Source organism: Actinoplanes sp. NPDC051343 (assembly GCF_044455125.1).
Taxonomy (GTDB): Bacteria; Actinomycetota; Actinomycetes; order Mycobacteriales; family Micromonosporaceae; genus Actinoplanes.
Map to the genome: position 1 here is coordinate 289,368 of NZ_JBITEL010000012.1, position 16,093 is coordinate 305,460.

General features: G+C 70.4%; 14 protein-coding genes. 9 read left to right on the plus strand and 5 right to left on the minus strand.

Going from position 1 to position 16,093, the window contains the following annotated elements; translation table 11 throughout:
- The first annotated feature begins 2 nt into the window (after positions 1–2).
- A complete protein-coding gene (gene clpB / locus ACIA5C_RS35130) occupies positions 3–2,591 on the plus strand; it encodes an ATP-dependent chaperone ClpB (protein ID WP_396062780.1) in 2,589 nt (862 codons plus the stop codon).
- Positions 2,592–2,652: 61 nt separating this feature from the next.
- On the opposite strand, the gene ACIA5C_RS35135 is transcribed toward clpB, so the two are convergent.
- A complete protein-coding gene (locus tag ACIA5C_RS35135; RefSeq protein WP_396062782.1) occupies positions 2,653–2,829 on the minus strand; it encodes a hypothetical protein in 177 nt (58 codons plus the stop codon).
- Between the two features lie 351 nt (positions 2,830–3,180).
- Between ACIA5C_RS35135 and ACIA5C_RS35140 the strand changes: the two genes are divergently transcribed.
- The 4 genes from ACIA5C_RS35140 to ACIA5C_RS35155 all read left to right on the plus strand — a co-directional run bounded on the left by ACIA5C_RS35140 (position 3,181) and on the right by ACIA5C_RS35155 (position 8,126).
- On the plus strand, positions 3,181–4,335 hold the full coding sequence (locus ACIA5C_RS35140; protein ID WP_396062784.1) for a hypothetical protein: 1,155 nt from the start codon (positions 3,181–3,183) through the stop codon (positions 4,333–4,335).
- An 82-nt stretch (positions 4,336–4,417) separates the two neighbouring features.
- Positions 4,418–6,127, plus strand: coding sequence for a hypothetical protein (locus ACIA5C_RS35145; RefSeq protein ID WP_396062786.1), 1,710 nt, complete (start codon positions 4,418–4,420; stop codon positions 6,125–6,127).
- A gap of 835 nt (positions 6,128–6,962) precedes the next feature.
- The gene (locus ACIA5C_RS35150; protein ID WP_014440216.1) at positions 6,963–7,340 is read left to right on the plus strand and encodes a helix-turn-helix transcriptional regulator; all 378 of its coding nucleotides are present in this window, start codon (positions 6,963–6,965) and stop codon (positions 7,338–7,340) included.
- 99 nt (positions 7,341–7,439) lie between these two features.
- Entirely contained in the window at positions 7,440–8,126 is a 687-nt protein-coding gene (locus tag ACIA5C_RS35155; protein ID WP_396062788.1) for a class II aldolase/adducin family protein, read from the plus strand.
- Here the strand turns inward: ACIA5C_RS35155 and ACIA5C_RS35160 are convergent.
- Entirely contained in the window at positions 8,112–8,933 is an 822-nt protein-coding gene (locus ACIA5C_RS35160) for a DedA family protein (protein ID WP_396062790.1), read from the minus strand. The genes ACIA5C_RS35155 and ACIA5C_RS35160 overlap by 15 nt on opposite strands.
- Positions 8,934–9,017: 84 nt before the next feature.
- Positions 9,018–9,164, minus strand: a complete 147-nt coding sequence (locus tag ACIA5C_RS35165) for a hypothetical protein (RefSeq protein ID WP_396062792.1) — start codon at positions 9,162–9,164, stop codon at positions 9,018–9,020.
- A gap of 204 nt (positions 9,165–9,368) precedes the next feature.
- Between ACIA5C_RS35165 and fbaA the strand changes: the two genes are divergently transcribed.
- Complete coding sequence (gene fbaA / locus ACIA5C_RS35170) at positions 9,369–10,394, plus strand: class II fructose-bisphosphate aldolase (RefSeq protein WP_396062794.1); 1,026 nt, start codon at positions 9,369–9,371, stop codon at positions 10,392–10,394.
- Between the two features lie 107 nt (positions 10,395–10,501).
- Complete coding sequence (locus tag ACIA5C_RS35175; RefSeq protein WP_396062796.1) at positions 10,502–11,017, plus strand: hypothetical protein; 516 nt, start codon at positions 10,502–10,504, stop codon at positions 11,015–11,017.
- A gap of 3 nt (positions 11,018–11,020) precedes the next feature.
- Here the strand turns inward: ACIA5C_RS35175 and ACIA5C_RS35180 are convergent, their stop codons facing one another.
- On the minus strand, positions 11,021–12,193 hold the full coding sequence (locus ACIA5C_RS35180) for an LOG family protein (RefSeq protein ID WP_396062798.1): 1,173 nt from the start codon (positions 12,191–12,193) through the stop codon (positions 11,021–11,023).
- Between the two features lie 18 nt (positions 12,194–12,211).
- Between ACIA5C_RS35180 and ACIA5C_RS35185 the strand changes: the two genes are divergently transcribed.
- Positions 12,212–13,204 carry an ADP-ribosylglycohydrolase family protein gene (locus ACIA5C_RS35185; protein ID WP_396062800.1) on the plus strand — a complete coding sequence of 331 codons (993 nt, stop codon included), beginning with the start codon at positions 12,212–12,214 and terminating at the stop codon, positions 13,202–13,204.
- A gap of 58 nt (positions 13,205–13,262) precedes the next feature.
- Positions 13,263–13,685, plus strand: a complete 423-nt coding sequence (locus ACIA5C_RS35190) for a DUF3151 domain-containing protein (protein WP_396062802.1) — start codon at positions 13,263–13,265, stop codon at positions 13,683–13,685.
- A gap of 42 nt (positions 13,686–13,727) precedes the next feature.
- On the opposite strand, the gene ACIA5C_RS35195 is transcribed toward ACIA5C_RS35190, so the two are convergent.
- Positions 13,728–15,530 carry a chromosome partitioning protein gene (locus tag ACIA5C_RS35195; protein ID WP_396062918.1) on the minus strand — a complete coding sequence of 601 codons (1,803 nt, stop codon included), beginning with the start codon at positions 15,528–15,530 and terminating at the stop codon, positions 13,728–13,730.
- Between the last annotated feature and the right edge of the window lie 563 nt (positions 15,531–16,093).

Sequence of the window (16,093 nt, forward strand, 5' to 3'; positions counted from 1 at the left end):
GGATGAACGCCGAACGTCTGACCAGCAAGAGCCGCGACGTCATCACCGGGGCGGTCGCCGACGCCGGAAGGCGTGGCCACGCCACGGTCGAACCGTGGCACATGTTGCTTTCATTGCTCGACCAGGGCGGCTCCACCGCCCCGGCGCTGCTGCGCGCGGTCGGGGCCAACCCGGCCGACGTCCGCCGGGCCGCGGTTCGAGCGATCGAGCAGCTGCCCTCGGCCCGTGGCTCCAGCACCGCCGAGCCCAGCCTCTCGCGCGAGTTCGTCAACGCCATCGGCGAAGCCGAGCTGATCGCCAAGCCGCTCGGCGACGAATACGTCTCGACCGAGCACCTGCTGGCCGGCCTCGCCCGGGTCGGCGGCCCGGTCGGGCGGGCACTCAAGGACGTCGGGGCCACCGAGGAGGCGCTCGTCGCGGCGTACCCCCAGGTGCGCGGCGGCGAACGCCGGGTGACCACCGTCGACCCCGAGCAGACCTACCAGGCCCTCGAGAAATACAGCGTCGACCTGACCGCGCTCGCCCGCGACGGCAAGATCGACCCGGTCATCGGGCGCGACACCGAGATCCGCCGGGTCGTGCAGGTCCTCTCCCGGCGCACCAAGAACAACCCCGTGCTGATCGGCGAGCCCGGCGTCGGCAAGACCGCCATCGTCGAGGGCCTGGCCCAGCGCATCGTGGCCGGCGACGTGCCGGAGACCCTGCGCGACAAGCGGCTGGTCTCGCTCGACCTCGGCGCGATGGTGGCCGGCGCGCAATACCGCGGCCAGTTCGAGGAGCGGCTCAAGAGCGTGCTCGAAGAGATCCGCAACTCCAACGGGCAGGTCGTCACGTTCCTCGACGAGCTGCACACCGTGGTCGGCGCGGGCAAGGGCGAGGGCTCGATGGACGCCGGCAACATGCTCAAGCCGATGCTGGCCCGCGGCGAGCTGCGCATGGTCGGGGCCACCACCCTCGACGAATACCGCGAGCACATCGAGAAGGACCCGGCCCTCGAGCGGCGCTTCCAGCCGGTGGTGGTCGGCGAGCCGACGGTGGAGGACACCATCGGCATCCTGCGCGGGCTCAAGGGTCGTTACGAGGCTCATCACCGCGTACAGATAACCGACGCCGCGCTCGTCGCGGCAGCCAGCCTGAGCGACCGCTACATCAGCGACCGGTTTCTGCCCGACAAGGCGATCGACCTGATCGACGAGGCGGCGTCCCGGCTCCGCATGGAGATCGACTCCCAGCCGGTCGAGCTCGACCAGCTCCAACGGCAGGTCGACCGGATGCGCATCGAGAAGCTGGCGCTCGAGAAGGAGACCGACCCGGCCTCCCGCGACCGCCTCGACCGCCTGGAGCGCGACCTGGCCGACCGCGAAGAGGAGCTGACCGCGCTGAACGCGCGGTGGGAGCGCGAGCGGGGCGGCCTCAACCGGGTCGGTGAGCTGAAGAAGAAGCTCGACGAGACCCGGGCCTCGTTGGAGCGCGCCCAGCGCGACGCCGAATGGGAGACCGCGTCCCGGCTGCAATACCAGGAGATCCCGGCCCTCGAGCAGGAGCTGGCCAGCGCCTCCGCGGCCGACGAGGAGGCCTCCGCGGAGCCTCCGATGGTCAAGGAGGAGGTCGGCGCGGACGACATCGCCGAGGTCATCTCCTCGTGGACCGGCATCCCGGCCGGGCGAATGATGGAGGGCGAGACCACCAAGCTGCTGCGCATGGAGGAGTCGCTGCAGGCCAAGGTGGTCGGCCAGGCCGAGGCCGTCGCGGCGGTCGCGGGAGCCGTACGCCGTTCGCGCGCCGGCATCGCCGACCCCGACCGCCCCACCGGCAGCTTTCTGTTCCTGGGGCCGACCGGTGTGGGCAAGACCGAGCTGGCGAAGGCGCTGGCCGGGTTCCTCTTCGACGACGAGCGGGCGATGGTCCGCATCGACATGAGCGAGTACGGCGAGAAGCACTCGGTGGCCCGGCTGGTCGGTGCCCCTCCCGGCTACATCGGGTACGAGGAGGGCGGCCAGCTGACCGAGGCGGTGCGCCGCCGCCCCTACAGTGTCGTGCTGCTCGACGAGGTGGAGAAGGCCCACCCGGACGTCTTCGACGTGCTGCTCCAGGTGCTCGACGACGGGCGGCTCACCGACGGTCAGGGCCGGACGGTCGACTTCCGCAACGCGATCCTGGTGCTGACCTCCAACCTCGGTTCCCAGGCGGCCGACTTCACGATGGGTGACGAGGAGCGCCGCGACGAGGTGCTCGCGGTGGTCCGGGCGCACTTCAAGCCCGAGTTCCTCAACCGGCTCGACGACATCGTGGTCTTCCACGCGCTGACCAAGGACGACCTAGCCGCGATCGTCGACATCCAGCTCGGACGCCTCCGGGCGCGGCTCGCCGAGCGGCGGCTCTCGCTCGAGGTCACCCGGTCCGCGGTCGAGTGGCTGGGCGAGCACGGGTACGACCCGATCTACGGCGCCCGGCCGCTGCGGCGGCTCGTGCAGTCGGCGATCGGCGACTCGCTGGCCAAGGCGCTGTTGGCGGGCGAGATCCGGGACGGCGACGTGGTGGTCACCGACCTCAACGACACCAAGGACGGACTCGCGGTCTTCCGCGGCTGAGGTTTCACATGACGAAGGCCCCGGGAAAATCCCGGGGCCTTCTTTTACTGCTTACCGCGTCTTACTGGGTGGCCGCCCGCTGCCGGTAGGCCTGCGTCATCAGTACGTCGGTGACGAGGTGCTCCCCGTCATCGGACCAGATGCGGATGCCGTCGCGGTGAAGTTGATAGCGGACATCTTTGAACCTGGTTCTCGTGTCGTCATGGTGCACGACGGTCAGAGTGTCGGCGTGTGGCATGGGACTCACCGGTCCTTAACAGGTCTTGGGGCCGCCGCGGCGTGGTCACGCGGCCGGCGCTCATGGATCTGGCGCCCGAATGCGGTCTGCCTCGGCCCCGGCTATGCGGTGGCGGGGCGGGCGACCCGTGATGCGGGCACGTGGCGTCGCGGAAGCTCTCTGCTGCCCGCTCGGCGCCACGGAGGGAACTATAGGTCGCGGCCTCGACTCGTGTCGCCCCCTGATCAGGCGACCTATTTCCGGATATTTCCGCCATCGTCGCCCGATGTTGCCACAGTCGGGCGGCGCTCGCCCCGCGGTCGCGGATATGGCGGCCGACCGATACCGTAAGTCGATCTATAAGGGGGAATCGTGACCGTTCCGAGCTACCCGGGATACCCCGGAGCCGCACCGGCGCCGAAGTCGCGACCGACGATCGTCACGGTCGCCACGTACCTGCTCTTCCTCGTCGCGTTCCTCGAACTGGTCGACGCGATCGTCGCCTTCTCGGTCTATCCGAAGATCTCCGACGCGATCAAGGATGCCTACGCGGGCACGGGAGTCCAGGGCGCCGAGGACATCGTCGCGGCAAGCTCGATCATCGGCGCGGTGATCAATCTGCTGTTCGCGGGCGGCCTGGCGGTACTCGGCATCCTCGACGGCCGCGGCCGCAACGTCGCCCGCATCATCACCTGGGTCGTCGGCGGTCTCTCCCTCTGTTGCCTCGGCGCGGGTCTCGGCAGCAGCGCGCTGGTCAGCTCGGTCAACAGCTCCGACACGACCTCCGGCGGCCCGTCCTCCGCCGAGGTCCAGGACCGCATCAACGCGGCGCTCCCCTCCTGGTACGAAGGCGCCACCGTCACGATCGCGGTGGTCTCGCTGCTGGCGATGCTGGCCGTGATCATCCTGCTGGCGCTGCCGGCGTCCAACGAGTTCTTCCGCAAGCAGCCGGCCGGCTTCGACCCGTACTACCCCGGGGCCTACGGTCAGCCCGGCTACCCGGGCCAGCCCGGTTATGCCGGTCAGTCGCCCTACCCGGCGCCGCAACAGCCCGGAGGCTACGGACAGCCCGGCCAGCCGGCGCCCGGCCTGCCGCCTTACCCGGGTGGTCCCGGCACGCCGCCGCCTGGTGGCGTGCCGCCTTACCCGGGCCAGCCTGGTTCCGCGCCGCCTTATCCGGGCCAGCCTGGTTCCGCGCCGCCTTATCCGGGCCAGCCCGGTTCCGCGCCGCCTTACCCGGGCCAGCCTGGTTCGGCGTCGCCTTACCCCGGCCAGCCCTATCCCGGTCAGCCTCATCCTGGTCAGCCCTACCCCGGTCAGCCGGGTGCTTCCGGCTCCCCGGTTCAGCCGCCGCCCTATCCCGGTCAGCCGGGCGATTCCGGATCGTCGGGTCAGCCGCCTCACCCGGGCCAGCCCTCTCAGCCGGGTCAGCCGTCTCAGCCGGGTCAGCCGCCTCAGCCGGGGGATGCCGATTCGCCGGGCGAGCCGCCGTCGAACCCCGACGAGGGACCGCGGCCGCCGGCCTGATCTCAGCTCCGACCGTCTACCCGCGCCCGCCTGCGAGCGCGGGTAGTTTCTTGCCCAACGGACCATCCGCGGGGAGTCGTCGATGTCGTACCCAGTTCAGCAGCCGCCGCAGACCGCCACGCCCGCACCACAGCCGAGCGGTCCGCCGTCGGCGGTGACCGCCGCGTCCGCCCTGCTCTGGGCGATGGCCACCGCCGGGCTGATCTATGCGGGCGTCACCCTCGCGGTCGTGCCGGGCGTCGTGCACCGGTTCCGCTCCGGCACGGCCGGCAGCGACGACATCGACACCTACGCTTCGGTGATCTGGCTGGGAGCCGGCGTAGCGCTGGCCGTGGCGGTCATCCTCTTCGCGCTGTACGTCGTGCTCGGCGTCGGCCTCCGCCGCGGCAGCAACGGCGCGCGCATCGCCACCCTGGTCATCAGCACCCTCGGCCTGCTCGGCGGCGCGGTGACGGCGATCACGGTGGGCATCGAACGCAGCGGCGACGATCCGGCCGGTTCACTGGGCGAGCGCCTGAGCGGCGCCTACCCCGGCGGCTGGATCAGCACGAACGTCGGGCTCGCAGTGGCGCAGGCCGTGGCGTACGCGATCGTCCTGGCCCTGGTGTTGCGCGCACCGCGCGCCTTCTTCATCGGCCCGCCCACCATGCCGCCCGGAAGCCGCATGCCGCTGATCTACGGCGGCCCTTACCCGCCCGGCCACCCCGGCGGCTATCCCGCCGGCGGCTATCCCGGCGGAATGACTCCGCCCGGCTATCCCGCGCCGGCCCCGGGCCAACCCGGCTATCCCGCGCCGGCCCCGGGCCAACCCGGCTATCCCGCGCCGGCCCCGGGCCAACCCGGCTACCCGGCTCCCGCTGGCAGCCAGTCCGGCTACGCGCCGCCCGCCTCGGGCCAGCCCGGCTATCCGAACCCCGTTGCCGGTCAGTCGGGTTACGCGCCACCAACGCCGGGTCAGCCCGGTTATCCCGCGCCGGACCAGTCCGGCTACGCGCCGCCCACGGCGGGTCAGGCTGGCTACGCGCCGCCCACGGCGGGTCAGGCTGGCTACGCGCCGCCCACGGCGGGTCAGGCTGGCTACGCGCCGCCCACGGCGGGTCAGGCTGGCTACGCGCCGCCCACGGCGGGTCAGGCCGGCTATCCCGGCGCGGTTCCCGGCCAGCCCGGTTATGCGGCGCCGGCGCCGGTTGAGCCGGGCAATCCCGCCGCGGCTTCCGGTCAGTCGGGTTACGCGTCGGCCCAGCCTGGCTACGCCCCGGCGCCGGGACAGCCTGGCAATGCGGATCTTGGCCAGGGCGGCGCCGCGGCGTCGGCGCAGCCGGGTGGGGAGCCTGCCGCCTATTCGGGTGAGGCTGGTTACACCGGCACCTACCCGGGGCAGCCCGGCTATCCGGGCGGCGAGTCGGGTCGGCCGAGTGAATATGCGGCTCCCGGCCGGTCCGGTGCGGCCGATCAGGGGCCGTCCGGGGCTGTTCACAGCGACAGCAGCACCACCGGCGGCGAAAGCATCGCAGCAAAGGCCGCAGCCCCGGTGAGTGGCTCTGAGGCGCCTCGGGAGAGTGATTCCGGTGACAAAAATGGGTCGCCGGAAACCCCTGGAGAGGCCTCGCCAGCGGCTTCCGTGCCGGGTTCGGAATCGGCGGGGGCGAGCTACGATGGCGTTCCGCCGGCCGGTAAGCGGCCGCCGGCCGTCGGCGGCGCCGGGCCGGGAGCGGTTCCGTCGGAGGCCCCGCCGGCGAGTCCGAGGGCTCTGGCCTCGGAGGACGAGTACTGGCAGCGTCCGTCCGACTAGTCCCCGGTCGAGTGGTAACACATAGACGATCGTGGGTCACCCGAACGGGTAGGTTTCGCCCCCCAAGTTGTCCCCCTTTCGATCGTCCGGATATCTCTGCCCTGGCCGGTCGGAGGGGTTTTTTTGCTAGATGGGTAAACGTCCCGTCACACGATTCACAGGACCTTCTCAGTCCCCCGTCCGGGTGATCTGTCTCGTGCGCCTCATGTGACGCGAGACATACGGGCTTTGAGCTGCATCGATGCTTTCCGGAACGGGCGAAAGGGACCGGCTGAACCGTAAACCTTGTTTTCAGATTCTCTCAGACTTCAGTGTCAATCGTTCCCTTCGGCCCCGGTGGGGCGAAAGGTTCCGGTTTCCTTCCAGCCAGTACGCTCGATACATGGAAGCACGCCACGACCTGGGTAAATTCATCACTGAATTGGCCGTCGCAGAGCGTGGCGCCGTGCTTTCATCGGGTCGTGCACTTCTGGGTCCGAGGTACCCGGTCCAGAAGATCGCGCAGGGTGGTGGCACGACAGCGGTTAGGTGAGTACGAGTCCCCGGAAAACCGGATCAGTGACTCGAAACAGATCGACGAATTGACAATGTGGGGCGTCTCACTCCGGGGGCGGGGATCGAGAGCTCGACACGGATGGGCAGCGACCTGACGGCGGCTGAGGCGTTGCAGGAGGCAGAGACCGAAGTCGGTCTCGCCGTAAAGGCTGATCGGAGGGCCGGGTTACCGGTGGTCCATCGATCGACCGACACGGCGGTCGATCTCGGCCTTACGGCCTGAAAGTTAGCCGGTTCGTTCCTGCGCACATGCAGGAGAATCGATGCAGTTGGTGGAAGGATGGAGATCGTGGGAACTGCGTTGGCGGAAATGACAATGCCTCAGATCTCGCCGCTTGCCGGCGAGCCAATTGAACGTGCCGACGCCGAGCGGCTCGCGGGAGTGCTGAAGGCACTCGCCGATCCGGCCCGGCTGCGGCTGCTCAGCCTTATCCAGTCCGCAACGGACGGCGAAGCCTGTGTGTGTGACCTGACCGCTCCTCTGGGGCTCTCCCAGCCGACGGTCAGCCACCACCTGCGCATCCTCACCGAGGCGGGTCTGCTCGAGCGCGAGAAGCGGGGTGTGTGGGCCTACTACCGCCTGGTCCCGACCGCCATCGCGACGATCGCCGATCTTCTCACCCCGCCGCGTAAGCGGGCGACGAAGAAGGCGCGCTGACCGCACCCGCAAGGGAAACGCCTGGCGTCACCTGAAGACGCGTGACGCCAGGCCGACGACTCCGTCTCCAGTCCACCCCCAGGACCCGAGGAGAAACGGGTGAATTACGTCCCCGGCGACCTGCGCGATCAGCTCGCGCACGTGGGGTACGACGTGGTCCAGGCCGGGCTCGTCTGCGGTTCCGGCGGCAATCTGTCCGCGCGGATCCCCGATGAGGACGCCGTCTGGGTCACGGCCGCCGGCAGTTGGCTCGAGCGGCTGAGCCGCACCACCTTCACCGCCGTGCGGGTTTCCGACGGCGCGCCGACCACGGTCGGCGCAGTGCCGGCGCAACAAAACAAACCGCACATCGAGCCGACCAGCGAGCTCGCGCTCCACCTGGCGCTCTATCGGGCCCGACCCGACGTCAATGCGATCATCCATCTGCACCCGCAGACGGCACTGCTGCTCGACGCCCTGGGCGAGCACATCCGGATCGTGACCACCGATCACGCCTTCTATCTGCGGCGGGTGTCGACCGTGCCGTTCCGGCTGCCCGGCAGCCTCGAACTCGCGGCCCTCGCGGCGGCGATGGCGGCCGACGGCACCGACTGCCTGGTGCTCAGCCACCACGGCAGCGTGGTCATGGGCGACTCGGTCGAGATGGCACACAAGCGGGCCCGCAACCTCGAGGAAGCCGCCCAGCTGACCTATCGCGCGGTCGAGGCCGGTCGCCTGGAAAACCTGCGGGAGTGCCCCGACGAGTTCCTGAGCCGGCTCAACGACCTGAGCTCAACGACGGTGTGACCGCGGCGGGCGGTGGTCGTCGTCCTCGTCCTCGTCGCGTACGGCCTCGGCCAGGCCGGCAATGCTGGCCGCCGCAACCACACCGATAGCGGCCGCGGCCTCCGGCTCGCCGGAGGCCGACGGCCCGCCGTGCTTCTTCGCCCGGCGCTCGCGGATGATCTCGATGAGGATCGGGAGTACGGAGATCAGCACGATCACCGCGACCACCGGCAGGATGTAGTGGTCGATCTTGTCGCCGATGGCGTCGTAGATCTGCTGGGCCAGCGAGTGGCCGATGATCAGGACGCCGTCGGCCCAGATCACGCCGCCGACCACGTTCCAGAGGAAGAATTTGCGGGCCGGCATGCCGAGCGTGCCCGCGACCGGGTTGAGGAATGTGCGGACGATCGGGATGAACCGGGCCAGCACCACCGCTTTGGCGGGGCCGAACTTCTCGAAGTAGTACTCGGCCTTCTCGACGTACTCCCGCTTGAAGAGCCGGGAGTCGGTCTTCTCGAACATGCGCCGGCCGTAGTGGGCGCCGAGCCAGTGGCCCAGCTGGGCACCGAGGATCGCGCAGATCGGTGCCCCGATCAGCAGCCCGGTGTAGGAGATCTGGGTGCCCTCGCCGAAGATCGAGTCGGCCACCGGTGATGCCGCGACCCCGGCCAGAAAGAGCAGGGAATCGCCGGGGAAGAAGAACCCGACGAGCAGGCCGGTCTCGGCGAACATGATCGCCCAGACGCCGAACAGGCCGAAGGTGTGTAGCAGGTCCTTCGCGTTCAGCGGGTTGAAGGCGAGCTGCTCGGTGAGCGCACGGATGTCCACGGAGAGCAGGGTACCGGCCGGACACCGGCGGGTACCTGTTCGATTCCTGTGGAAACACCGGCACCGAAGCGGGCGACCGTCGGCTCAGCGGTATTCGTCGTCGAGGTCGACCACCCGCGCCCCGTCGTCGCTCTCTTCTTCTTCGTCCGGCCGTTCCGGGACGGCGCTCGTGGCCTGCTCGGCCGCGTCCTCGATCGGCGTTTCCAGGTCGGCGTTCTCCGGGTAGGTCATGTCCGACTCCTTCCCCCGTCCTCAATAGCACAAACCGGCCGCTCAGGTGACACGTCGACGGTCGAGTGCGGCGGGAATTCCCGGAGCGAGTTTCGGGGCGGTTTCCCTCGCCGTCGGCGGCTGCGGAATACTGCCGGATGGAGGACAGCGCGGTCCTGGTTCTCTAGATCTTCTTCAAGACGCAACTGAGCAAGGAGCGCACCGATGCCCATCGCTTCTCCCGAGGTCTACGCCGAGATGCTCGACCGCGCCAAGGCCGGCGCGTTCGCCTACCCGGCGATCAACGTGACGTCCTCGCAGACTCTCAACGCGGCCCTGCAGGGCTTCACCGAGGCCGGCAGCGACGGCATCCTCCAGATCTCCACCGGCGGCGCGGAGTACGTCTCCGGCCCCACGGTCAAGAACATGGTCACCGGTGCGGTCGCCCTGGCCGAGTTCGCGTACGAGGTCGCCAAGAACTACCCGATCAACATCGCGCTGCACACCGACCACTGCCCGAAGGACAAGCTCGACAAGTACGTCCGGCCGCTGCTCGCGATCTCCAAGGAGCGCGTCTCCAACGGTCGCGCGCCGCTCTTCCAGTCGCACATGTGGGACGGCTCCGCCGTGCCGGTCGACGAAAACCTGCAGATCGCCGAGGACCTCCTCAAGGACGCCGCGGCCGCGCACATCATCCTCGAGATCGAGGTCGGCGTGGTCGGTGGCGAGGAGGACGGCGTCTCGGCCGCGATCGACGACAAGCTCTACTCGACGATCGAGGACGGGCTGGCCACCGCCGCCGCGCTCGGGCTGGGCGAGAAGGGCCGCTACATGACCGCCCTGACCTTCGGCAACGTGCACGGCGTCTACAAGCCGGGCAACGTCAAGCTGCGCCCCGAGATCCTCAAGGAGATCCAGGACGCGGTCGGCGCCAAGTACGGCAAGGACAAGCCGTTCGACCTGGTCTTCCACGGCGGCTCGGGCTCGTTGCTGTCGGAGATCCACGGCGCTCTGGACTTCGGCGTGGTCAAGATGAACATCGACACCGACACGCAGTACGCGTTCACCCGGCCGGTGGCCGACCACATGCTGAAGAACTACGACGGCGTCCTCAAGATCGACGGCGAGGTCGGCAACAAGAAGGCGTACGACCCGCGCGCGTGGGGCAAGCTGGCCGAGAACGGCCTGGCCAAGCGGGTCGTCGAGGCCTGCGAGAACCTGCGTTCGACGGGCACGAGCCTCTCGAAGTAGTCCTCCGTCCGGGCCGGTCCTCGTTAGCGGGGACCGGCCCGTTCGTGTTGCCGGACCCCGTCCAGGCGTGGGTACGATCGTCCCTCTCGAAACGGAGGTTCAAGATCGTGCTCGGTATCGAGGGCTATGAACCGGCGTGGCACCACGACGCCGAGGCTCTCGCGGCCGTCCATCGCACCCGGTTCGTGCGGCTCATCGGCCGGAAGCTGCGTTCCGGCTGGCTGATGTGGGACATGGCCGAGCGGGGCTGGTTCGCCGACGGCCCGGTCATCCTCGACTTCGGCACGACCAACGTCGAGATCACCCACCGCAAGTTCGACGAGTGCGCGATCACCTGGGACCAGATCGACATGAACGTCCCCATCGACTGGTACGAGCACTTCGACTGGCGGCCCGACCCGCACACGGCCCTGCGTAATGCTCGCGGCCAGGTTCTCCGCGCGGTCAACATCATCGAACTGATCACGGTGGCCGACTGGCGGCCGCGGATCCTGCACGCGGTCGAGTTCCTCTTCGAGGGCGCGCGGCTGGCGATCTACAACGCGATGGACGAGAACGGCCTGACCGACGTGCCCGAGGACGAACTGCCCGCGACCAACTGGCGCCGGGTCCACGTCGCCTAGCGCTCAGGTGGACAGCGCGGCCATCGCCTCGTCGAGGGAATCGGTGACGACGACGAGGTGCGACTGGTCGCCGTGCGGCGACTTGGCCAGCAACGGCCGGAGCAGCGCCTCCACCGGCAGGTCACGCCAGTGCGCCCGGCCCAGGAAGACGAACGCACCCGACGGCCCGTCGGTCTGGTAAAAGGTCTTCGTCGCCGCCTGGAAGATCTCCTGGACCGTGCCCGCCCAGCCCGGCGCGAAGACGATCCCGCCCCGCGACAGCCGCAGGATCGAATCCTCCCGGACCGCGTTCGAGAAGTACTTGCCGATCTGCCCGGCGAACAGGTTGGCCGGCTCGTGACCGTAGAGCCACGTCGGCAGCGCCAGGCCGCCGTGCCGCAGCTTGCCCAGCACGTCGGTGGCCGCGGTCGGCGGCGCCGGGTAGGCCGCGCGGACGTCGAGCGCGGCCGCCGTGTACGGGTCGTGGTCGTCGAAGTGCGGCGCCGCGGCCAGCCGGTCGATCGCCGAGCGCAACTCGGTCGCCGGGCGCGCCGCGAAATAGGAACCGAGGTTGGCCGCCTCCATCACACCCGGACCGCCACCGGTCACGATCAGACGGCCGATCGTGGCCAGCCGCCAGGCCAGGGTGGCCGCCATGCGGTAGGCGTCGGAACCGCGCGGGGCGGCGTGGCCGCCCATGATGCCGACCGCGCGCTTCGCCCCGTGGGTGTTGATCCACGCGCCGACCGCCTTGCCGAGCGCATTGTCGATGCCGGCGTCGTGCAGCCGCTGGGCGAGCGCCTCCCGGATGTCCGGGGTAGCGCCGCCGTGCTCCAGGAAGTGCTGGTAGACCTGGGTGTCGTACATGCCGGCGAAGCCGCCCTGTGCAAATCCGAAGGCCAGGTCCTCGGGCGTGTAGAGGGTCGCCGGATGGGTCGGGTAGGGCCGCGCGTCGAACGGCGGCACCAGGTGCGCCCCGCGGCGGATCAGGTCGATCTCGACGTCGGCGGTGGCCAGACGGCAGCCGACGAAGAGCGTGTCGGAAACGTCGACGCCGGCAAAATCGGGCGGATCCAGATCGAGGCGAAGCCCGAGAATCACCAGGCCGGCCAGCGAACGGCGGCCCAGGTGCAGGTCGAGTTCGGCCCGCGACTCGACTTCCAAGGCAGTGTCGTCAAAGGGGAGATCCACGGGCATGCACGTAGGGTAGCCACCATGCGGAAGACCGCCTCGGGCACGCTCTTCGGCCTCGCCTACGGCGATGCGTTGGGCAAGCCCACCGAGTTTCAGACGTACGCCGAGATCGTCGCCCAGCACGGCCCGGCCGGTCCCCGTGAGCTGACCGGGAACCCGGCGCTGGTCACCGACGACACCCAGATGACGCTCGCGGTGGGCGAGGGCATCCTGACCGCCGGGGCTTTCACCCCCGAGGCGCTCGGGCCGGCCTGGCGGGACACGTTCGTGGCGTGGGCCGCCGGCCCCGAGAACAACCGGGCACCGGGGATGACCTGCCTGCGGGCGTGCGCTCTGCTGGCCGAAGGGCGGACGTGGATCCAGGCGAGCCAGATCGGGTCCAAGGGCTGCGGGGCCAACATGCGGGTCGCGCCGGTCGCGCTGGTGCCCGGGCTGAGCGACGACGAGGTCGCGGGCGGGGCCCAGTTGCAGGCCGGGCTCACGCACGGGCATCCGACCGGGCTGGCGGCGAGCGAGCTCACCGCGTACGCAATCAAGCTGCTACGCGGTGGCTTGGCGCCGAAAGACCTGGTGGCCGCGCTGCGGGCGCGCAGCGCCCGGCAGCGGACCGTCTACCGCGGCGACTGGCTCGGTGACCTGTGGAAACGGTCGACGGCCCGGTCGGCGGAAGAATTCATCGCGCTCGGCTGGGACGAGTCGGCGGCGGCGCTCGACCGGGTCGCCGAAGGGCTGGCGGCCGAACGCTTCGCGGGCGATCCGTGCCTGGTCACCGGGGCCGGCTGGGTGGCCGAGGAGGCGTTGGCGACCGCGCTCTACTGCTATTTGATCTCGCCCGATGACCCGGTGGCGGTGGTGGCCCGCGGGGCAGCCTCGTCAGGTGATTCCGACTCGATCGCGTGCCTGGCCGGGTCGTTCGCGGGAGCGTCACTCGGGATGGCAGCGTGGCCGCCCGCATGGTGCGAGCGCATCGAATATCGGGATCGGTTGACCCGTCTCGGTGACGCCTGGGACTGAGATCATCGGTTTTCGGCCCCGGGGGAATTCGCGCCGGTCGGCCCGGTTGAATGAGGACATGCAAAACCTCCTTCCCGAGCCCCCGGCCACCTTGCTTCCCGCCGATCAGGCGGCTGACCAGGCCCTCGCCGACGCTCTCGCGGCCGGGACCACCGAGGCACTCAAGGCCGCCGCGGCGGCCCATCCCGCTTTCAGCGGCGCCTGGGGCGCCCTCGCCACCGAGTCGCTCGAGGCGGGTGAGCCGGTCACCGCTTATGCGTACGCGCGGACCGGTTACCACCGCGGCCTCGACGCCCTCCGCCGCAACGGGTGGAAGGGTCACGGGCCGATCCCGTGGTCGCACGAGCCCAACCAGGGTTTCCTGCGCAGCCTGTACGCGCTGTCCAAGGCCGCGGCCGAGATCGGCGAGGCCGACGAGGCGGCCCGATGCGCCCAGTTCCTGCGCGACAGCGACCCGGCGGCCGCCGACGCCCTTGCCTGATCTTCTATAGGCCTTCCGCTTTTCTACAGGCCTTCGGCTCTTCTACAGGCCTTCGGCGACCGCTGCCGCGATCTTGAGCCAGGCGTCCTTCGTGTTGGTGGACAACTGGCCGTAGCGCAGCGGCTCGCCGGAGTCGATCAGCTTCTCGTACGGCGCGAGCAGCACGGCCCGGGTGCGGGCCGCGAAGTGCCGCTGGATCGCCGGCAGGTCGATATCTTTGCGGGTCGGCGGCATCGAGACGATGCTGACCGCCTGCCGTACGAGACGCTGGCGGCCGCTCTGCTCCAGGTGATCGAGCATGCGGGCGGCCGTCTCGGCCGAGTCGTTACGAGCCGACATCGTGATCACCAGCTGGTCGGTGGCGTCCATCGCCGCCTGCCAGTTCTGCGCCCGGACGTTGTTGCCGGTGTCCACAAAGATCAGTTTGTAGAACCGGCTCACGATCTCGCGGATCTCGGCGAACGCGCTGGCCGTCAGCATCTCGCCGGCGGTGGCGCTCTCGTCGCTGGCCAGCACGTCGAACATACCCTCGCCCTGCGCCCGCACATATTGCGACAAGTCGCCGACGCGGCCGCCGTGCGCGTGCCGGAACAGGTGCAGGTCACGCATCATGTCCCGCACCGTACGGGCGTGAAAGTCCTGCTGCGCCCGCATGCCCAGCGTCCCCTGGGTCTCGTTGTTGTCCCAGGCCAGCACGTAGCCGCCGCGCTTCTGCCCGAAGGTCATGGCCAGCAACAACACGGCGATCGTCTTGCCGGCACCGCCCTTCGGGTTGACCACGGTGACCTGCCGCAGCCCGCCGAAGTTGCGCCGAACCATCTCGACATCCTGCTTGAACTCGACCTCATGCTTGCTCGGCGCCAGCTTGACCAGGCCCATCGTGCCCTTACGGAGCAGCGCCCGCGCGCCCATGGTCGCGGTCGGCTCGGCTTGCTTGGCCATCCGCCGCCGGGCGAACTCCTCGGCCGTCGGGGTGTCGGACACCCAGGGGAGGTCCTGGAACGGGTCGGCGTTCGGGCTGGGGGGTGCGGTGGGGTCGGTGCCCTGGTTGATCTGGGGGTGGGGCGGCAGGGCCCGGGGGTCGACGGTGGGGGGATAGGGGCCGGGCGGGCCGTAGGTGCCCGGGTGGGCGACTCCGGGTGGGGCCGGGTGGGGTTGGGCCGCGGCTTGCGGTTGCGGTTGCGGTTGCGGGAGATAGGGCTGGTTGGGGTACGGCTGAGTCACGCCGGGCGGTGCGGGCTGCGGTTGCGCTGTGCCCGGCGGTGCTGGGTGGGGTTGCGCTGTGCCGGGCGGTGCTGGGTGGGGTTGCGCTGTGCCGGGCGCGGTGAGATGAGGCTGAGTGGTCCCGGCAGCGCCGGGGTTGGGGCCGGGCTGGGGCGGCATGCCGGGTCGGGCTGGGTGGGCGGCTGAAGCAGGCGGCAACATCCCGGCGGTCGGAGTCTGGCCCTGTCGGCCGGCGCCAGGCGGCGCGGACTGAGGGCCGGCGGGGGTCGGCACATGCGCACTGCCGTGAGCGGACCCGGTGGTCGGGGCAACTGCCGACCTCGGAGCGGGAGAGATCCCCGGCCAGGAAGTCGGCGAGGTCACCGGGCCGGACGTGGGTGCGGTCGCGGGGCGGGACGTGGGTGCGGTCGCGGAGCGGGACGTGGGTGGGGTCGCGGCGTCGGATCTGGGTGCGGTCGCGGGGCCGGACCTGGGTGTGATCGCCGGGCCGGAAGTTGGTGTGGCCGCCGGGCCGGAAGTTGGTGCGGCGGCGGGTCCGGAGGTAGGGGCCGCGGTGGAGTTTCCGGGGCGGTAGACCGGGCCGGAAGCCGAGCCCGAAGCCGGCGCTTGCGGGCGATAGATCGCACCGTTGTGGGCACCGTCGGTCGAAGCGTCGTCGGGCGCCTCGCGGGGCATCACGGCCGGGTAGTAGCCCGGCCGGTCGGCACCCGGAACCGGGGCCGAGGCGGTCGCCCGCGCTTCGGTCGGGCCGGGGGTTCCGGCGGCCGCCGCGGGGCGGTGAGGCGGCTGCGACCAGGGCGAATCACTGTGGCCGGCACTCGGCTCGCCGTCGTCGCCGGCTCCGGACACGGGTGTCGCCGACGAGCCCGAGGTGGGCGTGACGGCAAACGGAGACACCGTGAAGCCCCCAGAGGGGTGGGCGGTCAGATCTGGCCGCGGGTGACCCCCGGAGGAGTCGGCCGTGAGGTCGGGCCGCGGGTGGGCGCCAGAGGAATCGGCCGTCGGGCCGGGCCGCGGGTGGGCGCCGGAGGGGTCGGCCGTCGGGTCGGGCCGTGGGTGGGCGCCGGAGGGGTCGGCCGTGAGGTCGGGCCGCGGGTGGGCGCCGGAGGGGTCGGCGGTGAAGTGTGCCCGGACGTGCGCTCCGGCGGATGGGTGGGCGGTCGGCTGGCCGGCGCCGAGCTCAC

Excerpts from the sequence above, each read along its gene's own strand:
- ACIA5C_RS35190 (WP_396062802.1), top strand. The coding sequence starts at position 13,263 with ATGCAAAACCTCCTTCCCGAGCCCCCGGCCACCTTGCTTCCCGCCGAT.
- ACIA5C_RS35135 (WP_396062782.1), bottom strand. The coding sequence starts at position 2,829 with ATGCCACACGCCGACACTCTGACCGTCGTGCACCATGACGACACGAGA.
- ACIA5C_RS35165 (WP_396062792.1), bottom strand. The coding sequence starts at position 9,164 with ATGACCTACCCGGAGAACGCCGACCTGGAAACGCCGATCGAGGACGCG.
- ACIA5C_RS35145 (WP_396062786.1), top strand. The coding sequence starts at position 4,418 with ATGTCGTACCCAGTTCAGCAGCCGCCGCAGACCGCCACGCCCGCACCA.
- ACIA5C_RS35185 (WP_396062800.1), top strand. The coding sequence starts at position 12,212 with ATGCGGAAGACCGCCTCGGGCACGCTCTTCGGCCTCGCCTACGGCGAT.
- ACIA5C_RS35150 (WP_014440216.1), top strand. The coding sequence starts at position 6,963 with ATGGAGATCGTGGGAACTGCGTTGGCGGAAATGACAATGCCTCAGATC.
- clpB (WP_396062780.1), top strand. The coding sequence starts at position 3 with ATGAACGCCGAACGTCTGACCAGCAAGAGCCGCGACGTCATCACCGGG.
- ACIA5C_RS35180 (WP_396062798.1), bottom strand. The coding sequence starts at position 12,193 with ATGCCCGTGGATCTCCCCTTTGACGACACTGCCTTGGAAGTCGAGTCG.
- fbaA (WP_396062794.1), top strand. The coding sequence starts at position 9,369 with ATGCCCATCGCTTCTCCCGAGGTCTACGCCGAGATGCTCGACCGCGCC.